This window comes from Citrobacter sp. Ca225 (assembly GCF_030337175.1).
Lineage (GTDB): Bacteria > Pseudomonadota > Gammaproteobacteria > Enterobacterales > Enterobacteriaceae > Citrobacter_A > Citrobacter_A amalonaticus.
The window spans coordinates 1-16,525 of the sequence record NZ_JAOWCD010000056.1 but is presented as its reverse complement, the minus strand read 5'-3'; the positions used below and the strand labels follow the sequence as shown (position 1 = coordinate 16,525).

Below are 16,525 nucleotides of genomic sequence, written 5' to 3'. Positions count from 1 at the left end.
ATTGAGGTCTGTATGAATATTTTCACAGAGGCTGCAAAACTTGAAGAGCAAAACCGCCCATTTGCGCTGGCGCAGATTGTCGATAGCCGGGGGTCCACGCCCCGCCATTCGGCACAGATGCTGGTACATCAGGATGGGTCTATCGTCGGGACTATCGGCGGAGGCATGGTGGAGCGCAAGGTGATCGACGAAGCGCTGCTGGCGTTACAGGAAAGAAAGCCGCGTATGTTTCATGGCCGGATGGCCCGCAACGGCGCCGATGCCGTTGGCTCGGACTGCGGCGGCGCGATGTCGGTTTTTATTAGCGTGCACGGCCTGCGCCCGCGACTGGTGTTAATCGGCGGTGGGCATGTCAACCGGGCGATTGCCCAGGGGGCAGCGCTGTTAGGGTTTGATATTGCCGTAGCGGATGTTTATCGCGAAAGCGTTAACCCGGACGCTTTTCCTCCCTCGGTACAGTTGTTACATGCCGATTCTTTTACCGCGGCAGTGGATGCGCTGGAGATCCGTCCGGACAACTTTGTGCTTATCGCGACGAACAATCAGGATCGGGAAGCGCTGGACAAATTGATCGAGCAACCCGTCGCGTGGCTGGGCTTGCTGGCAAGCCGTCGCAAAGTACAGTTGTTTATGCGTCAGTTGCGGGAGAAGGGCGTCGGTGAAGAGCACATTGCCCGCCTGCATGCGCCGGTGGGTTACAACATTGGTGCTGAAACGCCGCAGGAGATTGCGGTCAGCGTGCTGGCGGAGATCTTACAGGTTAAAAATAATGCGCCTGGTGGACTGATGATGCGCACCGCGCATCCGTCCGGCCATCAGCGGGTGGTGATTCGTGGCGCGGGAGATATCGCCAGCGGCGTGGCGCTGCGATTGTTCCATGCCGGTTTCAAAGTGATCATGCTGGAAGTGGAGAAACCGACCGTCATTCGCCGCAGCGTTGCGTTCGCGCAGGCCGTCTTTGATGGTGAAATGATCGTGGAAGGCGTGACGGCAAGACTGGCCACCTCGTCAGCAGAAGCGGCGGCGTTAGCCGAGCGTGGTTTTATCCCGATTCTGGTCGATCCTGCCGGTTCGCTGATTGACGCACTGAAACCCGTCTGCGTGGTGGATGCGATTCTGGCAAAACAAAATCTGGGTACGCGAAAAGATATGGCTCCTGTGACCATTGCGTTGGGGCCTGGGTTTACTGCGGGTGAAGACTGCCATGCGGTGATTGAAACAAATCGTGGACACTGGCTGGGTCAGGTGATTTACGCCGGTTGTGCACAGGAAAATACCGGGATACCCGGCAATATCATGGGGCATACCGCACGACGGGTGATTCGTGCACCCGCCGCAGGCATCATGCGCGCCAGAGTGAAATTAGGCGATCTGGTAGAAGAGGGCGAGGTGATTGCCTGGATTGGCGAAAACGAAATCAAGGCGCCGCTGTCGGGGATGGTGCGCGGCCTGTTAAGTGACGGGCTGGCGGTGGTGGGCGGTTTTAAAATCGGCGATATCGACCCGCGCGGCGAGACGGCGGATTTTACCAGCGTCTCTGATAAAGCGAGAGCGATAGGCGGCGGAGTACTGGAAGCGCTCATGATGCTGATGCATCAGGGGGTGAAGTCAACGAATGAGGTGCTTGAAGTGGCGTAATGCGAATGGCCAGATGGCGCTATGTTTATCCGGCCCGGGAGGCGCCAGGCCGGGTACGCAAAGCGCCCCGGCGAATAAAACGCATCAGATTACTGGCAGATAACCGTTCCGGTTTTTCCCTCAATCCCTTCTTTCGCTTTACTGAGCACCGTGATCAGGGCTTCCCGACCGGGACGGGAGCGGGCGAACGACGCTGCGGCCTCCACTTTCGGCAACATAGAACCTTTAGCGAAATGCCCTTCGCTGATAAAGCGTTCCGCATCGCTCAACGACAGGCGATCCAGCCATTGCTCATTTTCTTTACCGAAGTTAATAGCCACTTTTTCGACCGCCGTCAGGATGATGAGCATATCCGCGTCGATCATCTCTGCCAGGCGGGCACTGGCCCAGTCCTTATCGATCACCGCGCTGGCCCCCCGCAGATGGTTGCCTTCGCGAATCACCGGAATACCGCCTCCGCCCACGGTAATGACCACCTGTCCGGCCTCAACCAGCGCCTTGACGGTTTCTTTCTCAATGATGTCCACCGGCTTAGGCGAGGCCACGACACGACGATAACCACGTCCGGCATCTTCTCTAAGCGTATAACCTTGTTTTTCCAGCTGTTCCGCTTCCTGCTGTGTGAAGAATGAACCGATGGGTTTGGTGGGGTTCAGAAACGCAGGATCGTGGGCGTCGACTTCTACCTGCGTCACCAGTGTGGCGACAGGTTTGTGCATCCCGCGTGAGAGCAATTCTTCGCGCAGCGCGTTTTGCAGATCGTAACCGATATAGCCCTGGCTCAATGCCACGCAGACGGACATCGGCAGCATTGGCGAGTGCGCCTCTGTTTTTGCCGCGGCTTCGAATGCCTGGTTGATCATACCCACCTGCGGCCCGTTACCATGAGTCACGATAACCTCATGACCCTGCGCAATGAGATCCACAATGGCCTGCGCGGTGATTTTGACGGCCTGCATCTGTCCGGCCAGATCCTCACCCAACGCGTTACCACCCAGCGCGAGAACAATTTTCTTCCTCATTTTTCCTCACTTATCATACACAGTTATCTGTTTCACCCACGCCGGGCGGGGTAAACGGCTTACGTCGTAAGAAGCGGCCCCGGCCTGCTTTCCCTGTAAAGACGCCATCGCAGAAGATCGTTTCACCACGCGACAGCGTTCTGACAATCGCACCCTGACAGCGGAACCCCTCCCAGGGCGAATAATCAGCGTTATCGTGCAGGTGAGCATGATGGATCGCCTGGCTCTGGCGGGGATCGATAATCACCACATCGCCATCAGCGCCAGGTGCCAGTTGCCCCTTCTGCGGCCATACGCCGAACAGCCTGGCAGGCGTCGCGCTGGTTAACGCGACAAAGCGTTCAGGGGTAATTCGCCCGCTCATCACACCTTCAGAAAAGAGCAGTTGCAGGCGGTTTTCCACGCCGGGCAAACCATTCGGGCAGCGGCTGAAATCGCCGCCTGAGATCTGCTGGCGCTGCGCCATTGAGAAGGTGCAGTGGTCAGTCGCTACCACGTCAATGGCGCCGTCACTGATGCCGCACCAGAGCTTGTCCTGCTCGCGTACATTGCGTAACGGCGGGCTGAGAATGAAGTTCAGGCCGTCTTCCCCGTCATAACGGCGTTCATCCAGCAGCAGATATTGCGGACAGGTCTCTATCCACACGGGCTGATGATTCGCTTTCGCCAGGCGTAAATAGTCCAGTCCCAGTCCATTGGACAGGTGGACGATATACAACGGCGCGTTTCCCGCTAACTGCGCAAGGTTAATCATCCGGGCGATGGCTTCGGCTTCACATTCCAGCGGTCTGCTCAGGGCGTGATAGCGTGGCGACGTTAAGCCAGCGGCAATGAACTCGGCCCGTTTACTGGCGATGGCGGCGTCGTTTTCCGGGTGGACGGTGGTCAGCGCGCCGGACTTGTGCAAACGGCGCAGCACCTGCAAGGTTTCATCATCGTTGAGTTTGTACTGGTAGGTCAGATAGAGCTTGAAGCTGCTGATGCCTTCTTCCACCATCATCGGGATCTCGTCGAGGATGGCATGATTGACGTGCTGAATGACGCCATGGAAACTGTAGTCGATCGCCGCTTTGTGCGCGGCGTACCCCTGGTAGACTTCCAGTTGATGGCGCAGGCGACAGCCTGATGGGCCAAATCCCATATGGTCAATAATGGTTGTTGTACCGCCACACGCCGCGGCGCGGGTGCCGGTAAAAAAATCATCACAGCTACGGGCGAGGCCGGTGTCGATATTGAAATGCGTATGTACATCCACGCCGCCGGGAAAAACGTAACATCCCGCAGCATCAATCACTTCACACGAAGGGGGCGGCGTAATCTCCGCATCCCGTTGACGAACGATACCGTTCTCAATCAGCAGGTCCTGTTTAGCCTGTCCGTCGGCGTTAACGACAATGCCATTTTTAATCAATACGCGCATAGCACACTCCAGAAATCCCCCGGTAAACCGGGGGAGACAGATGGATTGTTATTTCGTTGCCAGCCAGGACAGTGGAATGGCAGCGTACATCGCGGCGCAGGTCACCAGATGTGATTTCCAGGTTTTTTCGTTTGGCGCGTGGGCTTCGGGTTCTTTACCCGGACCAAAACCGATCACCGGAATACCGTGACGTCCCATAATCGATACGCCGTTGGTGGAGAACGTCCACTTGTCGACCACCGGTGCTTTGCCGAACAGACCTTCATAGGCATTGACCAGCGCTTTGACGGTGAAGTGATCTTCTTCCACTTTCCAGGTTGGGAAGTAGCATTCGGTCGGGTAAACCAGCCCGGTCCAGGAAGGGCGGTCATAGTTGTACATCGAGACCACCGCATTGGCTTTTTTTACAGCCGGCAGGGCGCGAATCTCTTCCAGCGCGCCTTCCCAGGTTTCACCCCAGGTCAGACGACGGTCGATGGAGACGGCGCAACTGTCCGCCACGGCGCAGCGGCTTGGCGAGGTGAAGAAGATTTCGGAAACGGTTAAGGTCCCTTTACCGAGGAATTCGTCATAAGCCAGATGTTGTGACAATTCCTGTAACTCGTTGAGGATTGGTCCCATTTTAAAAATGGCGTTATCGCCGCGTTCCGGGGCGGAACCGTGACAACTGACTCCCTGCACATCAATGCGTATTTCCATGCGCCCGCGCTGTCCACGATAAACCTGGCAATCGGTCGGCTCGGTACTGACAACAAACTCCGGACGGATACCGGATTGCTCGATGATGTACTGCCAGCACAGACCATCGCAGTCCTCTTCCTGTACCGTGCCGGTGACCAGCAGCGTGTACTCATCTTCCAGACCGAGATCTTTAATGATCTTCCCGGCGTAAACCATGGACGCCATGCCGCCTTCCTGGTCAGACGTGCCGCGTCCACCGATCAGTTCATCGGTCTCCATCCCTTCATAGGGATCAAAATTCCAGTTGTTGATGTTGCCGATACCGACCGTGTCGATATGCGCGTCCATTGCGACCAGGCGCGGGCCATGGCCGATGTATCCCAGAATGTTGCCCATCGGGTCGATCTCGACTTTATCGAAACCGACTTTCTCCATTTCTTGTTTGATGCGATGGATAACCCGTTTTTCATCGCAGCTTTCGCTGGGAATGGCGACCATGTCGCGCAGGAAACGCGTCATGTCTTCTTTGTAGTCGTTTGCTTTTTCAAGAATCAGTTTAAAAGGAATGTGCTTAGCCATGACTTTTCTCCAGTGTTCGCTCCCGAATCTCCTGGGGAGCGTTTTCCAATAGGGGGTTACAGTGCGACCGGATGTTTGCCTTCCCAGACCACTTCCCGGTAGTGCTTCACATCGGTATCGCCTTCGGTACTGATGACCAGCACAACGGCATCTTTATCTAACGCCAGTTTGTCCATCAGGGCCTGGCGCTGTGGGTGATGATGGACAGCAGCCAGAACGCCCAACCCTACGGCGCCGGACTCGCCGGAGATCACCCGTGGGTCGCTGCCAAAAGGATTACCCAGCACGCGCATGCCCAGCGCGGCGACGCTGTCCTGGCAGGAGATAAATTGGGTGGCGCAGTTGCGCAGAATTTCCCAGCCGAGCGGGTTAGGTTCACCACAGGCCAGACCGGCCATGATGGTTGCCATATCTCCCCCAACGTTGACGATGTCGCCTTTCACGCCGGAACGATAAATGCAGTCCGCTTTGTCCGGTTCGACGATAATGCTGTGCAGGTTTTGCGGGCCATAGACGTCGACCAGATAGCCCAGCACGCCGCCCGCCATGGCGCCAACGCCAGCCTGTAACAGCACGTGGGTCGGTGTGACGTCCAGGGCGCGCATTTGCTCAACGGCCTCATCGGCCAGCGTGGCGTAGCCCTGCATAATCCAGGTGGGGATTTTGGTGTAACCTTCCCACGCGGTGTCCTGCACCACTTCCCAGCCGTTTTGTTGGGCGTGCTGCATGGTCAGACGAACGGTATCGTCATAGTTCATGTCGGTGACAATGCACTCCGCGCCGAGGTTGAGAATGGCGTCCACGCGTTCTTGCGCTGAGCCTTTCGGCATGTAAACCACCGCATGTTGTCCGAGTTGTTGTGCCGCCCAGGCAATACCGCGACCGTGGTTACCGTCGGTGGTGGTGGCAAACGTCATTTTTTCGCCGATGGTGTTTTTGAGCTGTTCGAAAGAGAGCGTCTCAATATCAAGATGATATTTCTCACACAACAGGCAGGCGATGGCATACGCCCCGCCAAGCATCTTGAACGCGTTCAGTCCGAAGCGTTTTGATTCATCTTTGACGAGGATTTTTTTCACGCCAAACAGTTGGGCGAGGTCATCCAGCGCACAGAGGGGCGTTGGATGGTAGCCCGCGATCTTTTGATGGAACTGGCGAGCCACTTTGGCCTGTTTTTGCGAAAAAAGGGGCGATGTTTCACCGTTGTAAAAGCGGTTATCGGCAATATCGATCTTCAGTGAGAAAACGGACATATCCTATCCTTTTGGCCTCCGGAAAGGAGAGCCGACCGGCAGGTCGGCTCAGGGGGTTATTTCACGCGCGGTTGCGCTTCTTTCAACAACTGCTCCAGCAGTACGCCAGGCTTCGGATATTTGCGGGAGAGGATCATCGCGGCGATGATGTAGGGCTTCCAACTGGCTTCTTTGTACGTTGCGATGCGGTATTTTTCGAATACGGCGTCGGTGACTTCCCCTTCTTTGCAGGAGACGCCGCTGATATCCGCGGGCAGGCAGTGCATATACAGCGCTTCGCCGTCGCGGGTGAGTTGCATCATTTCTTCAGTGCAGTGCCAGTTTTTATGCTTTGCGTTTTGCTCAAGACACTGTCTTTCCAGCTCTTTCAGGGCCGCGTGATCGTTAGCGCGCAGAAGTTCGGTACGTTCTTCCATCACTTTGTAAGGCGCCCATGATTTCGGATAGACGATGTCGGCATCTTTGAAGGCTTCTTCCATGCTGGTGACCTGGCGGAAGCTGCCGCCGGACGCGTTCGCATTGTTTTTCGCCACTTCAATCACGTCCGGGATCAGGTCATATCCTTCCGGATGCGCCAGGGTGACGTCCATACCGAAGCGGGTCATCAGACCGATAATGCCTTGTGGCACAGAGAGGGGTTTGCCGTAGCTGGGTGAGTAGGCCCAGGTCATGGCGATTTTTTTACCCTTAAGGTTTTCCAGCGAACCAAAATGTTCACGTAGCCAGGCCAAATCCGCCATCGCCTGTGTTGGATGGTCGATATCGCATTGCAGGTTAACTAACGCCGGACGCTGCGGCAGCACGCCCTGTTTGTAGCCGTCATCCAGCGCGGCGCCGACTTCACGCATATAGGCGTTGCCCGCACCAAGATACATGTCGTCGCGAATACCAATGGCGTCGGCGCAGAAGGAGATCATATTGGCCGTTTCGCGGACGGTTTCGCCGTGCGCGATTTGTGATTTTCCTTCGTCCAGATCCTGCTGAGCCAGGCCGAGCAGGTTAAGGGCGGACGCGTAAGAAAAGCGGGTACGGGTGGAGTTATCGCGGAAAACGGAAATCCCTAATCCACTATTGAAGACTTTGGTCGCGATGTTTTCGGCACGCAGCATCTTCAGCGCAGCAGCGACGTCCAGGACTTGTTTCAGTTCATCCGGCGTCTGTTCCCACGTAAGCAAAAAATCCTTCTCGTGAAGGTGTGAGGTCAGCGAATTGATATCCTTTATCAGCTCATTAACAGTTTTCATTGTAAGGTCCTGGTAGTGGAATGACGGCAAGGTGGCTTATTCGCGGTAATGACAAGCGGCATCACCGATATACCAGGGACTAACAATAAGCGTGCCAAAATGAATCCGACGGCGGATAAATAGGAAATCATCAGGCAATATGTGGCACTGATCACAGAATAAAGCTATCTGTAATTCGTCATGAATATACGAAAACGTTTGGCTTAATAAATAACGCAATGTGTCAATGAACTGACTGACAGAATAATACCCGGAAGAAGAGTAAATACCGTCAGTTTGATAAACTCACTGCGCTGATTCTCATATTGATATAGAAATGTGATTTCTCTTGCATATTTTCATTATAAAATGATAAAGAGCCTGTGTTTTTATCAAAGCAAATTTTGTCTGAGTTAGTATCCTTATATTCTACGAACCATCAATGTCTTCAATGATCAATCATTTAAGTGATTCCGGAAGGTAAGACTATGGTGCTTGCAACAACGCAGTCCATTTTGATGCAGATTCAACCTACCATTCAGCGTTTCGCCAGAATGCTTGCCAGCGTTTTGCAACTCGAAGTTGAGATCGTCGATGATAACCTCTGCCGCGTCGCGGGAACCGGCGCTTACGGGAAATACCTCGGACGCCCGTTGAGCGGTAACTCCAGACTGTTGCGCTATGTACTGGAAAGTAAAAAAGAAAAGGTTGTGACGCATTCCCGCTTTGACCCGCTCTGTGAAGGCTGCGATAGCAAAGATAACTGTCGCGAGAAGGCTTTTCTGGGAACCCCCGTCATTCTGCAGGACCGCTGTGTAGGAGTGATCAGTTTGATTGCCGTAACGCATGAACAGCAGGAACATATCAATGACAACCTGCGCGAGTTTTCAGACTATGTTCGCCATATATCCACTATTTTTGTTTCAAAACTTCTCGAAGATCAGAGTGGGAGTGACAACATCAGTAAAATATTTTCGACAATGATCGAGAATATGGATCAAGGTGTATTGGTCATTGATGAAGACAACCGCGTACAGTTCGCGAATCAAACCGCGTTAAAAATTCTTGGTGCGGTGCAGAATAATATGGTGGGAAAGTCGGTCAGGTTTCGGCCATTAACGTTTGAAAGTAATTTCACGCACGGCCATATGCAGCATATCGTCTCCTGGGATGATAAAAGTGAACTGATCATTGGTCAGTTGCATCATGTGCAGGGACGGCAGTTATTCCTGATGGCCTTCCATCAGTCGCATACCAGTTCCTCTGTATCGATTGCCACCGATGAACCGCATATTGAACAACTGGTGGGTGAATGCCGGGTTATGCGCCAGCTTAAGCGGCTGATCGGCCGTATTGCCCCCAGTCCGTCCAGCGTCATGATTGTGGGGGAGAGCGGCACCGGAAAAGAGGTGGTCGCGCGCGCCATTCACAAACTCAGCGATCGACGCAATAAACCGTTTATCGCCATCAACTGCGCGGCGATACCGGAACAGTTGCTGGAAAGTGAACTGTTTGGCTATGTTAAAGGCGCATTCACCGGCGCCTCCGCCAATGGGAAAACGGGCCTGATTCAGGCGGCAAACAGTGGAACGCTGTTTCTCGATGAAATTGGCGATATGCCCTTGATGCTACAGGCTAAACTGCTCAGGGCGATTGAAGCGAGGGAAGTGTTGCCGCTTGGCGCGAGCAGTCCGGTTCAGGTCGACATCCGCATTATTTCAGCTACCAATCAGAACCTCGGGCAGTTTATCGCCGAAGGCAAATTCCGTGAAGATCTGTTCTATCGACTGAACGTCATCCCACTGACTCTGCCCCCGCTACGTGAACGACAGGATGATATTGAGCTACTGGTGCACTATTTCCTACATCTGCATACTCGCCGTTTAGGGCTGGTCTATCCGGGGATTGCACCGGATGTGGTGACCCTGCTCAGACACCATCAGTGGCCGGGAAATCTGCGTGAATTAAGCAACCTGATGGAATATCTGGTCAACGTGGTCCCTTCAGGCGAGGTGATCGACAGTACGCTTTTACCGCCAAATCTGATCAACAACGGTAAAGCGCCGGAATCCGTTGGAGCGGTCGCTCATGCGGCGCAGTTGCTGTCTGAGGATACCGGCGGAACCGCGCTGGAAGAGATGGAAAAGCAGATGATTCGCGAAGCGCTATCTCGCCACTCCAACAAAAAACAGGTGGCGGATGAGTTAGGCATTGGGATTGCCACGCTTTATCGCAAAATTAAAAAGTACGAGCTGCTGAACGCATAACTCAACGCACAACCGCGTTCAGGTTGCATCAGGGGGCGAGTATGTGAACGCTACTGACCCGGAGGCAGCCTGAAGGATGCGGTGTTAATTATTCAGGCTCAGTGCAGCGCTGGACGGTATCGACAATCATCTGATAGCCAGTACAACGGCACAAATTCCCCGCCAGACCACGACGGATCTCCAGAATGGTTAATGGTTTTTCCCGCGGTTTTGCCAGCAATGCGGTGGTCGCCATAATCAGACCCGGCGTGCAAAAACCACACTGCACGGCACCGGATGTCGCATAAGCCATCTGAACACGCGAGAGCTGACTGCCAGCCGATTCACCTTCCAGGGTACGGATCTGTTTTCCGGCTGCCCACGCGGCAAGGTACAGGCAACTGTCGATGGCCGTACCGTCAACCAGCACCGTACAGGCTCCGCATTCACCGACACAGCATCCCTGTTTGACGCTCAACAACCCTTGTTCGCGCAGGAGTTCAGAGAGCGGCATCCCCGGCATGATGCTGAGCTGAAAAGGGTGATCATTAATGACGCATTCCAGCGTGATTCGGTTAGTGTCATTCATTGCAGCTTTCCTCCCGCCGCGACAACGGCTTCAGTAACCACTTTCCGGGTCATCGTCTGGATGAGATGCAGACGAAATTCCTTACTTGCCCGCCAGGAAGATCGCGGGGCGACGTCCTGCAGAACGGATTCGGCGATCGCGTCCAGCGTCTGGTGGGTCAATGGCGCATTTTGCGCCACGCTCTCCGCATGCTGACAGCGAACTGGCGTCGGAGCCGCAACGCCGAATGCCAGACGAAGTTCTTTAAAACCGCCGTTATCCAGTTGGCATCGTGCCGCACAACCAATGGTCGAGATGTCCATCGCATCGCGCATGGCATATTTAAAATGCGCGCTGCCAGTATGCGCCCTCGGCTGCGGTGGGAAATGAAAGGCGACAAGGATTTCATCTTGCTCAAGAGCGACTTTTCCGGGGCCGGTGTGAAAACCGTTGATGCTGGTAAAACGCACCCCTTTTGGCGAGGCGATCTCAAGCGTGGCGTCATAAATCAGCGTTGGCGTCGCCGAGTCTGCGCTGGTTGCGCCATTACAGATATTCCCGCCGTAGGTCGCGACATTACGGATTTGCGGTCCGGCGATGGAGGTAGCTGCCGCACACAGGGCTGGCAGATGTCGTTGCGCGACGGGATGCTCGATAATCTCGCTAAAGGTGGTGGCGGAACCGATACGCAGCCTTTCTTCCTTCGACAGGGTAATGCCTCGTAATTCGGGCAGATCATGGATATCGACGATATGACGGTAACGCGCATTGTGATGATGAAGTTGGATCAGTACGTCGGTTCCGCCGGCGAGCAGTTTCGCCTGCGGATAGCGCGCCAGCAGGCTGACAGCCCCGGCAATGTCTGAAGCGCGATGATAAGAAGCAAAGTCAAACATGATCATATCCTCAAATCAAGCCAGCCTGGTGGAACTCCGCATATAACCGTTTTGGCGTCAGTGGCAACGTATCAATTGCAACGCCTGTGGCCATTTTCACTGCGTTACGAATGGCGGCAGCAACAGGAATAATGGGCGGCTCGCCGAGGGATTTATGTCCATACGCCGACTGCGGCTCCTGCGTTTCAACGAATGCGCTCTCCAGTTGCGGCAGGTCAGGCATGGTCGGCATTTTGTAATCAAGGAGATTCGGGTTACGCACCAGACCACTTTCCCCATCGATGATCATCTCTTCAAACAGCGACCAGCCAATGCCCATTCCCATCCCGCCATGCACCTGACCTTCCGCCAGTTGAGGGTTCAGAATATGGCCGGAATCGTGGACATTGAGGATGCGGTTGATGGTGACCTTGCACAGGGCGATATCGACGCTCAGATCGACAAACGTGCAGCCAAACGCCGGTGGGTTAGTGGTGGTTTTCACCGAGCATTCCGCAGACAACTGACCGCCGCGCTCCGGATGATAAAACGCATCCATCGCCAGCTCTTTTAAGGACAGCAACGGTGAGTCCGGGCGATCGATAAGGACGATGTGGCCTGCCGTCAGCGTCAGGCTCATGACGGACTGATGCAGCATGTCGGCAGCGTGAAGAAGGATCTTATCGCGCAGTTGAAGTGCTGCCTTGCGCAGTGCCGGTGCGGTGACATAGCTTTGGCGAGAGGCGAAGGCGCCAGGGTCGAAGGGGGTAATGTCGGTATCCTGGGTGGAAATAACGTGCACATCGCTGACCGGTACGCCGAGAGTTTCCGCCACCATCTGTGAGAAAACGGTATCCGCCCCCTGACCGATTTCCGTGGCTCCGCTCTGCACGTTGATCGTTCCGTCCTGATTCATCAGCAGACGGGCACCAGCGATCTCCACGCCGACCGGCCAGGTGTTGGAGGTATAACTAAAACAGGCGACGCCGACGCCCCGGCGGATGTTGCCTTGCTGGTGCAGACATTCAGCGCGACGGGCGTCCCACTCAAACAGCGCGCGGCCTTTTTGCAGGCATTCCGGGAGCCCCGCGCTGTAGATGCGTTTGCCGGTAATCGGGTTCGTGTCGCCTTCGCAGGCAGCATTGCGCAACCGAACCTCGACCGGATCGAGACCCAGCGCCGTTGCGGCGTCATCCAGCATCGATTCTACGGCAAAGATCACCTGCGGCGCGCCGTAGCCGCGCATCGCGCCAGCGGAAGGAAGATTGGTATAGCAGGTGGTGGAACGGTAAGCGTATGCGCTACGGGGATAGAGATAGGCCACTTTGTTGCCGCCCGCCGAGGCGATGGAGTGCCCGTGTGAGGCGTAAGCGCCAGTATTTGACAGAACATCCAGACGATAGCCTTGCAACGTGCCGTCGCGATTGAGCCCTATCTGTCCATCCATCGTGAACGCATGGCGGGTACGGGAAGCGAGAAAACATTCTTCACGGCTGAGAGAGACTTTCACTGGAATACCGCCCAGTTTGCGCGTCAGGAAAGCGGCCATGGGTTCTTCCAGCACATCCTGCTTGTTTCCAAATCCGCCGCCGACGTAAGGTTTGATAACCCGCACGCATGACCACGGAATGCCCAATGCCTGGCCCACGACCCGGCGTACGATGTGTGGGATCTGCGTGCTGGAGACGATGGAGATTCGCGAGTCATCTTCCATCCAGGCCAATGAAGTGACGCTTTCCATATGGCAATGTTGAATCACCGGCGTCTGGTAATGTCCCTGGAGTTGGTAATCAGCGGCATCAATGGTCTGCAGGACATTCCCGGTGGTCATTTCACTGCGATTGAGCAAATTACCGCCTGGGTGAATAGGGACAGCATCATCCGCCAGAGCCGCTTCTGGCGTGGTGATCACCGGGAGTTTTTCCCATTCCACATTCACCAGTAAGGCCGCTTTCTCTGCGGTTAACGCGTCCCTTGCCACAACAATCGCGACCGCATCGCCATGATGGCGTACGTGGCGGGTCAACAGAAAACGGTCGGCGGTGTCACGTTTGTTCTCATCCAGCGTCCAGGCGTGCCCTGCCGTGGCGAAGGGAATATCCGGTACATCTTCCCAGGTAAACACGGCCAGTACACCGGGCAGGCTTTTCGCCTCGTCACAGTTGATGCTGGTGGCGTAACCGTGGGCAATCGGACTGCGAACGTATTTGGCATAACACATGCCCGCCATCATGTAATCATCAGTATATCGAGCCCGCCCGGTCACTTTAGCGATGGCATCCACGCGCATGCATGACTCTCCGGTAGCGGTTGCTTCCCGCGCATCCATAAACGTCCCCTTGATTTAACAATTCGGTTCCTGAACAACCGTTAAATCAGGCAAGAATTACGCCAGAAGCGCAAAGTTGCGCCGTGAGAAAAGGGAAGTGTGACGGAGATAATAATATGGTCTGTCGGGAGAGGGATCCGACCTTTGACGATGAGCACTTTGCGTATCATTATGAGTTTAATCAACTCATTGTGATACACGGTAAGTGGCGGTGATAGCGTTTATCAGGCGGTCCATGAGGGGACTAACCGATTCAATAAATTTGGCATCCGGATTATGGCTGCTATCATATGGCGTCTGTGAATATTGCGAGGAACGGTTTTGAGCGCAGGACGCCTGAAGAAAAATAGTCTGGGTATTGTCATGCTGCTTTGTGCGGGATTGCTTGTCGTGGGCTGCTCGGGGAGCAAATCGTCTGATTCTGGCGCCGTTTATACCGTCAAACGGGGAGATACCCTTTACCGTATTTCACGCACGACAGGCACCAGCGTCAAAGACCTTGCGCGTCTGAACGGCATTTCGCCGCCGTACACCATTGAAGTTGGGCAAAAGCTGAAGCTCGGTGGTTCGAAAACGGCCTCATCGAAATCCACTAAAAAGTCGTCTACCAAAACAGCCTCCGCGAGACCGTCTTCTTCCGTGCCGCAATCGTCCTGGCCACCGGTAGGGCAACGTTGTTGGCAGTGGCCTGCCAGCGGTAAGGTGATCCTGCCTTATTCCACTGCGGATGGAGGGAATAAGGGGATCGACATTTCCGCTGCCCGCGGTACGCCGGTTTATGCCGCCGGGGCAGGGAAGGTGGTCTACGTGGGCAACCAACTGCGGGGCTACGGTAATCTCATTATGATCAAACACAGTGAAGATTACATTACCGCCTACGCTCACAACGACACGATGCTGGTGAATAACGGGCAAAGTGTGAAGGCGGGACAGAAAATCGCCACGATGGGCAGTACTGATGCGGCCTCGGTGCGGTTGCACTTCCAGATTCGCTACCGTGCGACGGCCATCGACCCGCTGCGTTACCTGCCGCCGCAGGGCAGCAAACCGAAGTGCTGACGGTGAATTAATCGCCAGTCAGCTGGTCTGTCCCTTGCCAACAAGAGCGTAAGGTTTATAATGCCTTACGCACTCCAAAGCGGGCGTAGTTCAATGGTAGAACGAGAGCTTCCCAAGCTCTATACGAGGGTTCGATTCCCTTCGCCCGCTCCATGACACTTCTTAAAGTATTCTAACTAACTGAATCCCAAGGGATGCGGCTTCAAGCCTTCTTGCAGAGTTACTTACTGTAACCCACTGTGTAACCCTCTCAGGGCATACAGACATATGATTCAGCTATCCAGCAGCCACAAACTCCCAGTTGTCACCTATCTCTACCAGCGTCACTGTATCTACTATTTCCGTCTTCGAGTCAGACAACCAAACAATGATAGAATGACCTCAGTATCATTACGGACCAAGGTGAATCGCCACGGATAATCTAGACACTTCCGAGCCGTTGATAATACTGGTTTTCATATTCTGTCGGTGACATCTGTTCGCTAGAACCATGCCGACGCTTACTGTTATAAAACATTTCGATGTAATCAAAAATATCGCTGCGGGCTTCTTCCCGCGTTCCGTAGATTTTTTTCTTTATCCGTTCACGTTTCAACAACTGGAAAAAGCTTTCTGCAACCGCATTATCATGGCAGTTACCGCGACGGCTCATGCTGCCCTCCAGGCCGTGTGATTTCAGGAACGACTGCCACTCATGGCTTGTGTACTGACTGCCCTGATCCGAATGAACCAGCACCTGTTTTTGGGGATTACGCCGCCATACAGCCATCAGCAGTGCGTTCAGGACAATGTCCTTTGTCATCCGGGATTGTATGGACCAGCCGATAATTTTGCGTGAGAACAGATCAACAACCACGGCAAGATACAGCCAGCCTTCGTGGGTCCTGATGTAGGTTATGTCCGTTACCCAACTCTCATCCGGAGCATCCGGATTGAACTGTCGCTGGAGCCTGTTGGGCGACACGATACTGGCCTCGCCTTTACGTGCCCGCGGGCTCCGGTATCCGACCTGAGCCTTTATCCCGACACGTTTCATCAGTCGCCAGACTCTGTTCACTCCGCACTGTTGCCCGCTGTCCCGCAGATCCAAATGGATTTTGCGATAACCATAGACGCATCCCGATTCCAGCCAGAACTGTTTAATCTGCCCTGTCAGCCTCAGGTCTGCCTGATGGCGTTGTGAATGCGGCTGCTGAAGCCAGGCGTAAAAACCACTGGGATGAACATCCAGCACCCGACAGAGCAGGCGAACAGGCCAGCAACAGGTGTTGTCACGGATAAAGGCGTACCTCAGTCGGACAGCTTTGCGAAGTACGCCGCGGCTTTTTTTAATATGTCCCGTTCGTCGGTAACCCGCTTCAGCTCTTTCTGGAGACGGCGGATCTCGGCCTGAGCATCTGACTCTTCTTTATTAGTGGAAGAATCTGGACCGTACTTCTTTATCCAGGCGTAAAGGCTGTGGGTGGTGATATCGAGACGTGTTGCAACGCTGGCAACAGAATAACCGCGATCAACAACCTGTTTGACTGCTTCAATTTTAAACTCTTCGGGATAACGCTTACCGCTCATGGGCACCTCTCTTTAAGCCATCTTAAATGACTCTGAGGTGTCTGTTAAACCCGTGGCGATTCA

12 protein-coding genes and 1 tRNA gene are annotated in these 16,525 nt (G+C 54.5%); 4 read left to right on the top strand and 9 right to left on the bottom strand.

The window, feature by feature from the left end; all coding sequences use genetic code 11:
- The first annotated feature begins 12 nt into the window (after nucleotides 1-12).
- Nucleotides 13-1,638, top strand: coding sequence for a selenium-dependent molybdenum cofactor biosynthesis protein YqeB (yqeB, locus tag OGW13_RS05660; RefSeq protein ID WP_044264389.1), 1,626 nt, complete (start codon nucleotides 13-15; stop codon nucleotides 1,636-1,638).
- Between the two features lie 89 nt (nucleotides 1,639-1,727).
- On the opposite strand, the gene arcC is transcribed toward yqeB, so the two are convergent.
- Genes arcC through ygeW form a run of 5 tightly spaced genes read right to left on the bottom strand, consistent with a single transcriptional unit; the run spans nucleotide 1,728 to nucleotide 7,837 of the window.
- The gene (gene arcC, locus OGW13_RS05655; protein WP_042999383.1) at nucleotides 1,728-2,660 is read right to left on the bottom strand and encodes a carbamate kinase; all 933 of its coding nucleotides are present in this window, start codon (nucleotides 2,658-2,660) and stop codon (nucleotides 1,728-1,730) included.
- Nucleotides 2,661-2,673: 13 nt separating this feature from the next.
- Nucleotides 2,674-4,080 carry a dihydropyrimidinase gene (gene hydA, locus OGW13_RS05650; RefSeq protein ID WP_192502158.1) on the bottom strand — a complete coding sequence of 469 codons (1,407 nt, stop codon included), beginning with the start codon at nucleotides 4,078-4,080 and terminating at the stop codon, nucleotides 2,674-2,676.
- A 48-nt stretch (nucleotides 4,081-4,128) separates the two neighbouring features.
- Nucleotides 4,129-5,340: a YgeY family selenium metabolism-linked hydrolase gene (locus tag OGW13_RS05645; protein ID WP_042999385.1), complete on the bottom strand. Its 1,212-nt coding sequence runs from the start codon at nucleotides 5,338-5,340 to the stop codon at nucleotides 4,129-4,131.
- Between the two features lie 56 nt (nucleotides 5,341-5,396).
- A complete protein-coding gene (gene dpaL, locus OGW13_RS05640) occupies nucleotides 5,397-6,593 on the bottom strand; it encodes a diaminopropionate ammonia-lyase (protein WP_287115785.1) in 1,197 nt (398 codons plus the stop codon).
- A gap of 56 nt (nucleotides 6,594-6,649) precedes the next feature.
- Nucleotides 6,650-7,837, bottom strand: coding sequence for a knotted carbamoyltransferase YgeW (gene ygeW, locus OGW13_RS05635; RefSeq protein WP_042999387.1), 1,188 nt, complete (start codon nucleotides 7,835-7,837; stop codon nucleotides 6,650-6,652).
- Nucleotides 7,838-8,304: 467 nt separating this feature from the next.
- Here ygeW and OGW13_RS05630 point away from each other — a divergent pair, with 467 nt between their 5' ends.
- Nucleotides 8,305-10,083: a sigma-54 interaction domain-containing protein gene (locus OGW13_RS05630; protein ID WP_042999388.1), complete on the top strand. Its 1,779-nt coding sequence runs from the start codon at nucleotides 8,305-8,307 to the stop codon at nucleotides 10,081-10,083.
- Between the two features lie 88 nt (nucleotides 10,084-10,171).
- Here the strand turns inward: OGW13_RS05630 and xdhC are convergent, their stop codons facing one another.
- Genes xdhC through xdhA form a run of 3 tightly spaced genes read right to left on the bottom strand, consistent with a single transcriptional unit; the run spans nucleotide 10,172 to nucleotide 13,834 of the window.
- Nucleotides 10,172-10,651: a xanthine dehydrogenase iron sulfur-binding subunit XdhC gene (gene xdhC, locus OGW13_RS05625; RefSeq protein WP_042999389.1), complete on the bottom strand. Its 480-nt coding sequence runs from the start codon at nucleotides 10,649-10,651 to the stop codon at nucleotides 10,172-10,174.
- Nucleotides 10,648-11,526, bottom strand: a complete 879-nt coding sequence (xdhB, locus tag OGW13_RS05620; protein ID WP_156595768.1) for a xanthine dehydrogenase FAD-binding subunit XdhB — start codon at nucleotides 11,524-11,526, stop codon at nucleotides 10,648-10,650. The genes xdhC and xdhB overlap by 4 nt, the downstream gene beginning before the upstream one ends.
- 10 nt (nucleotides 11,527-11,536) lie before the next feature.
- Nucleotides 11,537-13,834, bottom strand: a complete 2,298-nt coding sequence (gene xdhA, locus OGW13_RS05615; protein ID WP_287115784.1) for a xanthine dehydrogenase molybdenum-binding subunit XdhA — start codon at nucleotides 13,832-13,834, stop codon at nucleotides 11,537-11,539.
- A gap of 321 nt (nucleotides 13,835-14,155) precedes the next feature.
- Between xdhA and actS the strand changes: the two genes are divergently transcribed.
- Together actS and OGW13_RS05605 are read left to right on the top strand one after the other, a co-directional pair.
- Entirely contained in the window at nucleotides 14,156-14,893 is a 738-nt protein-coding gene (gene actS, locus OGW13_RS05610; RefSeq protein ID WP_090048397.1) for an amidase activator ActS, read from the top strand.
- Between the two features lie 79 nt (nucleotides 14,894-14,972).
- Nucleotides 14,973-15,046: transfer RNA gene (locus OGW13_RS05605), tRNA-Gly, on the top strand.
- 268 nt (nucleotides 15,047-15,314) lie between these two features.
- On the opposite strand, the gene OGW13_RS05600 is transcribed toward OGW13_RS05605, so the two are convergent.
- Nucleotides 15,315-16,462 (bottom strand): IS3 family transposase gene (locus OGW13_RS05600; protein ID WP_096755719.1). Its coding sequence is split into 2 segments (ribosomal slippage): nucleotides 15,315-16,225 and nucleotides 16,225-16,462, totalling 1,149 coding nucleotides; the frame shifts between segments, so codons are not numbered across the junction.
- Nucleotides 16,463-16,525: the final 63 nt, after the last annotated feature.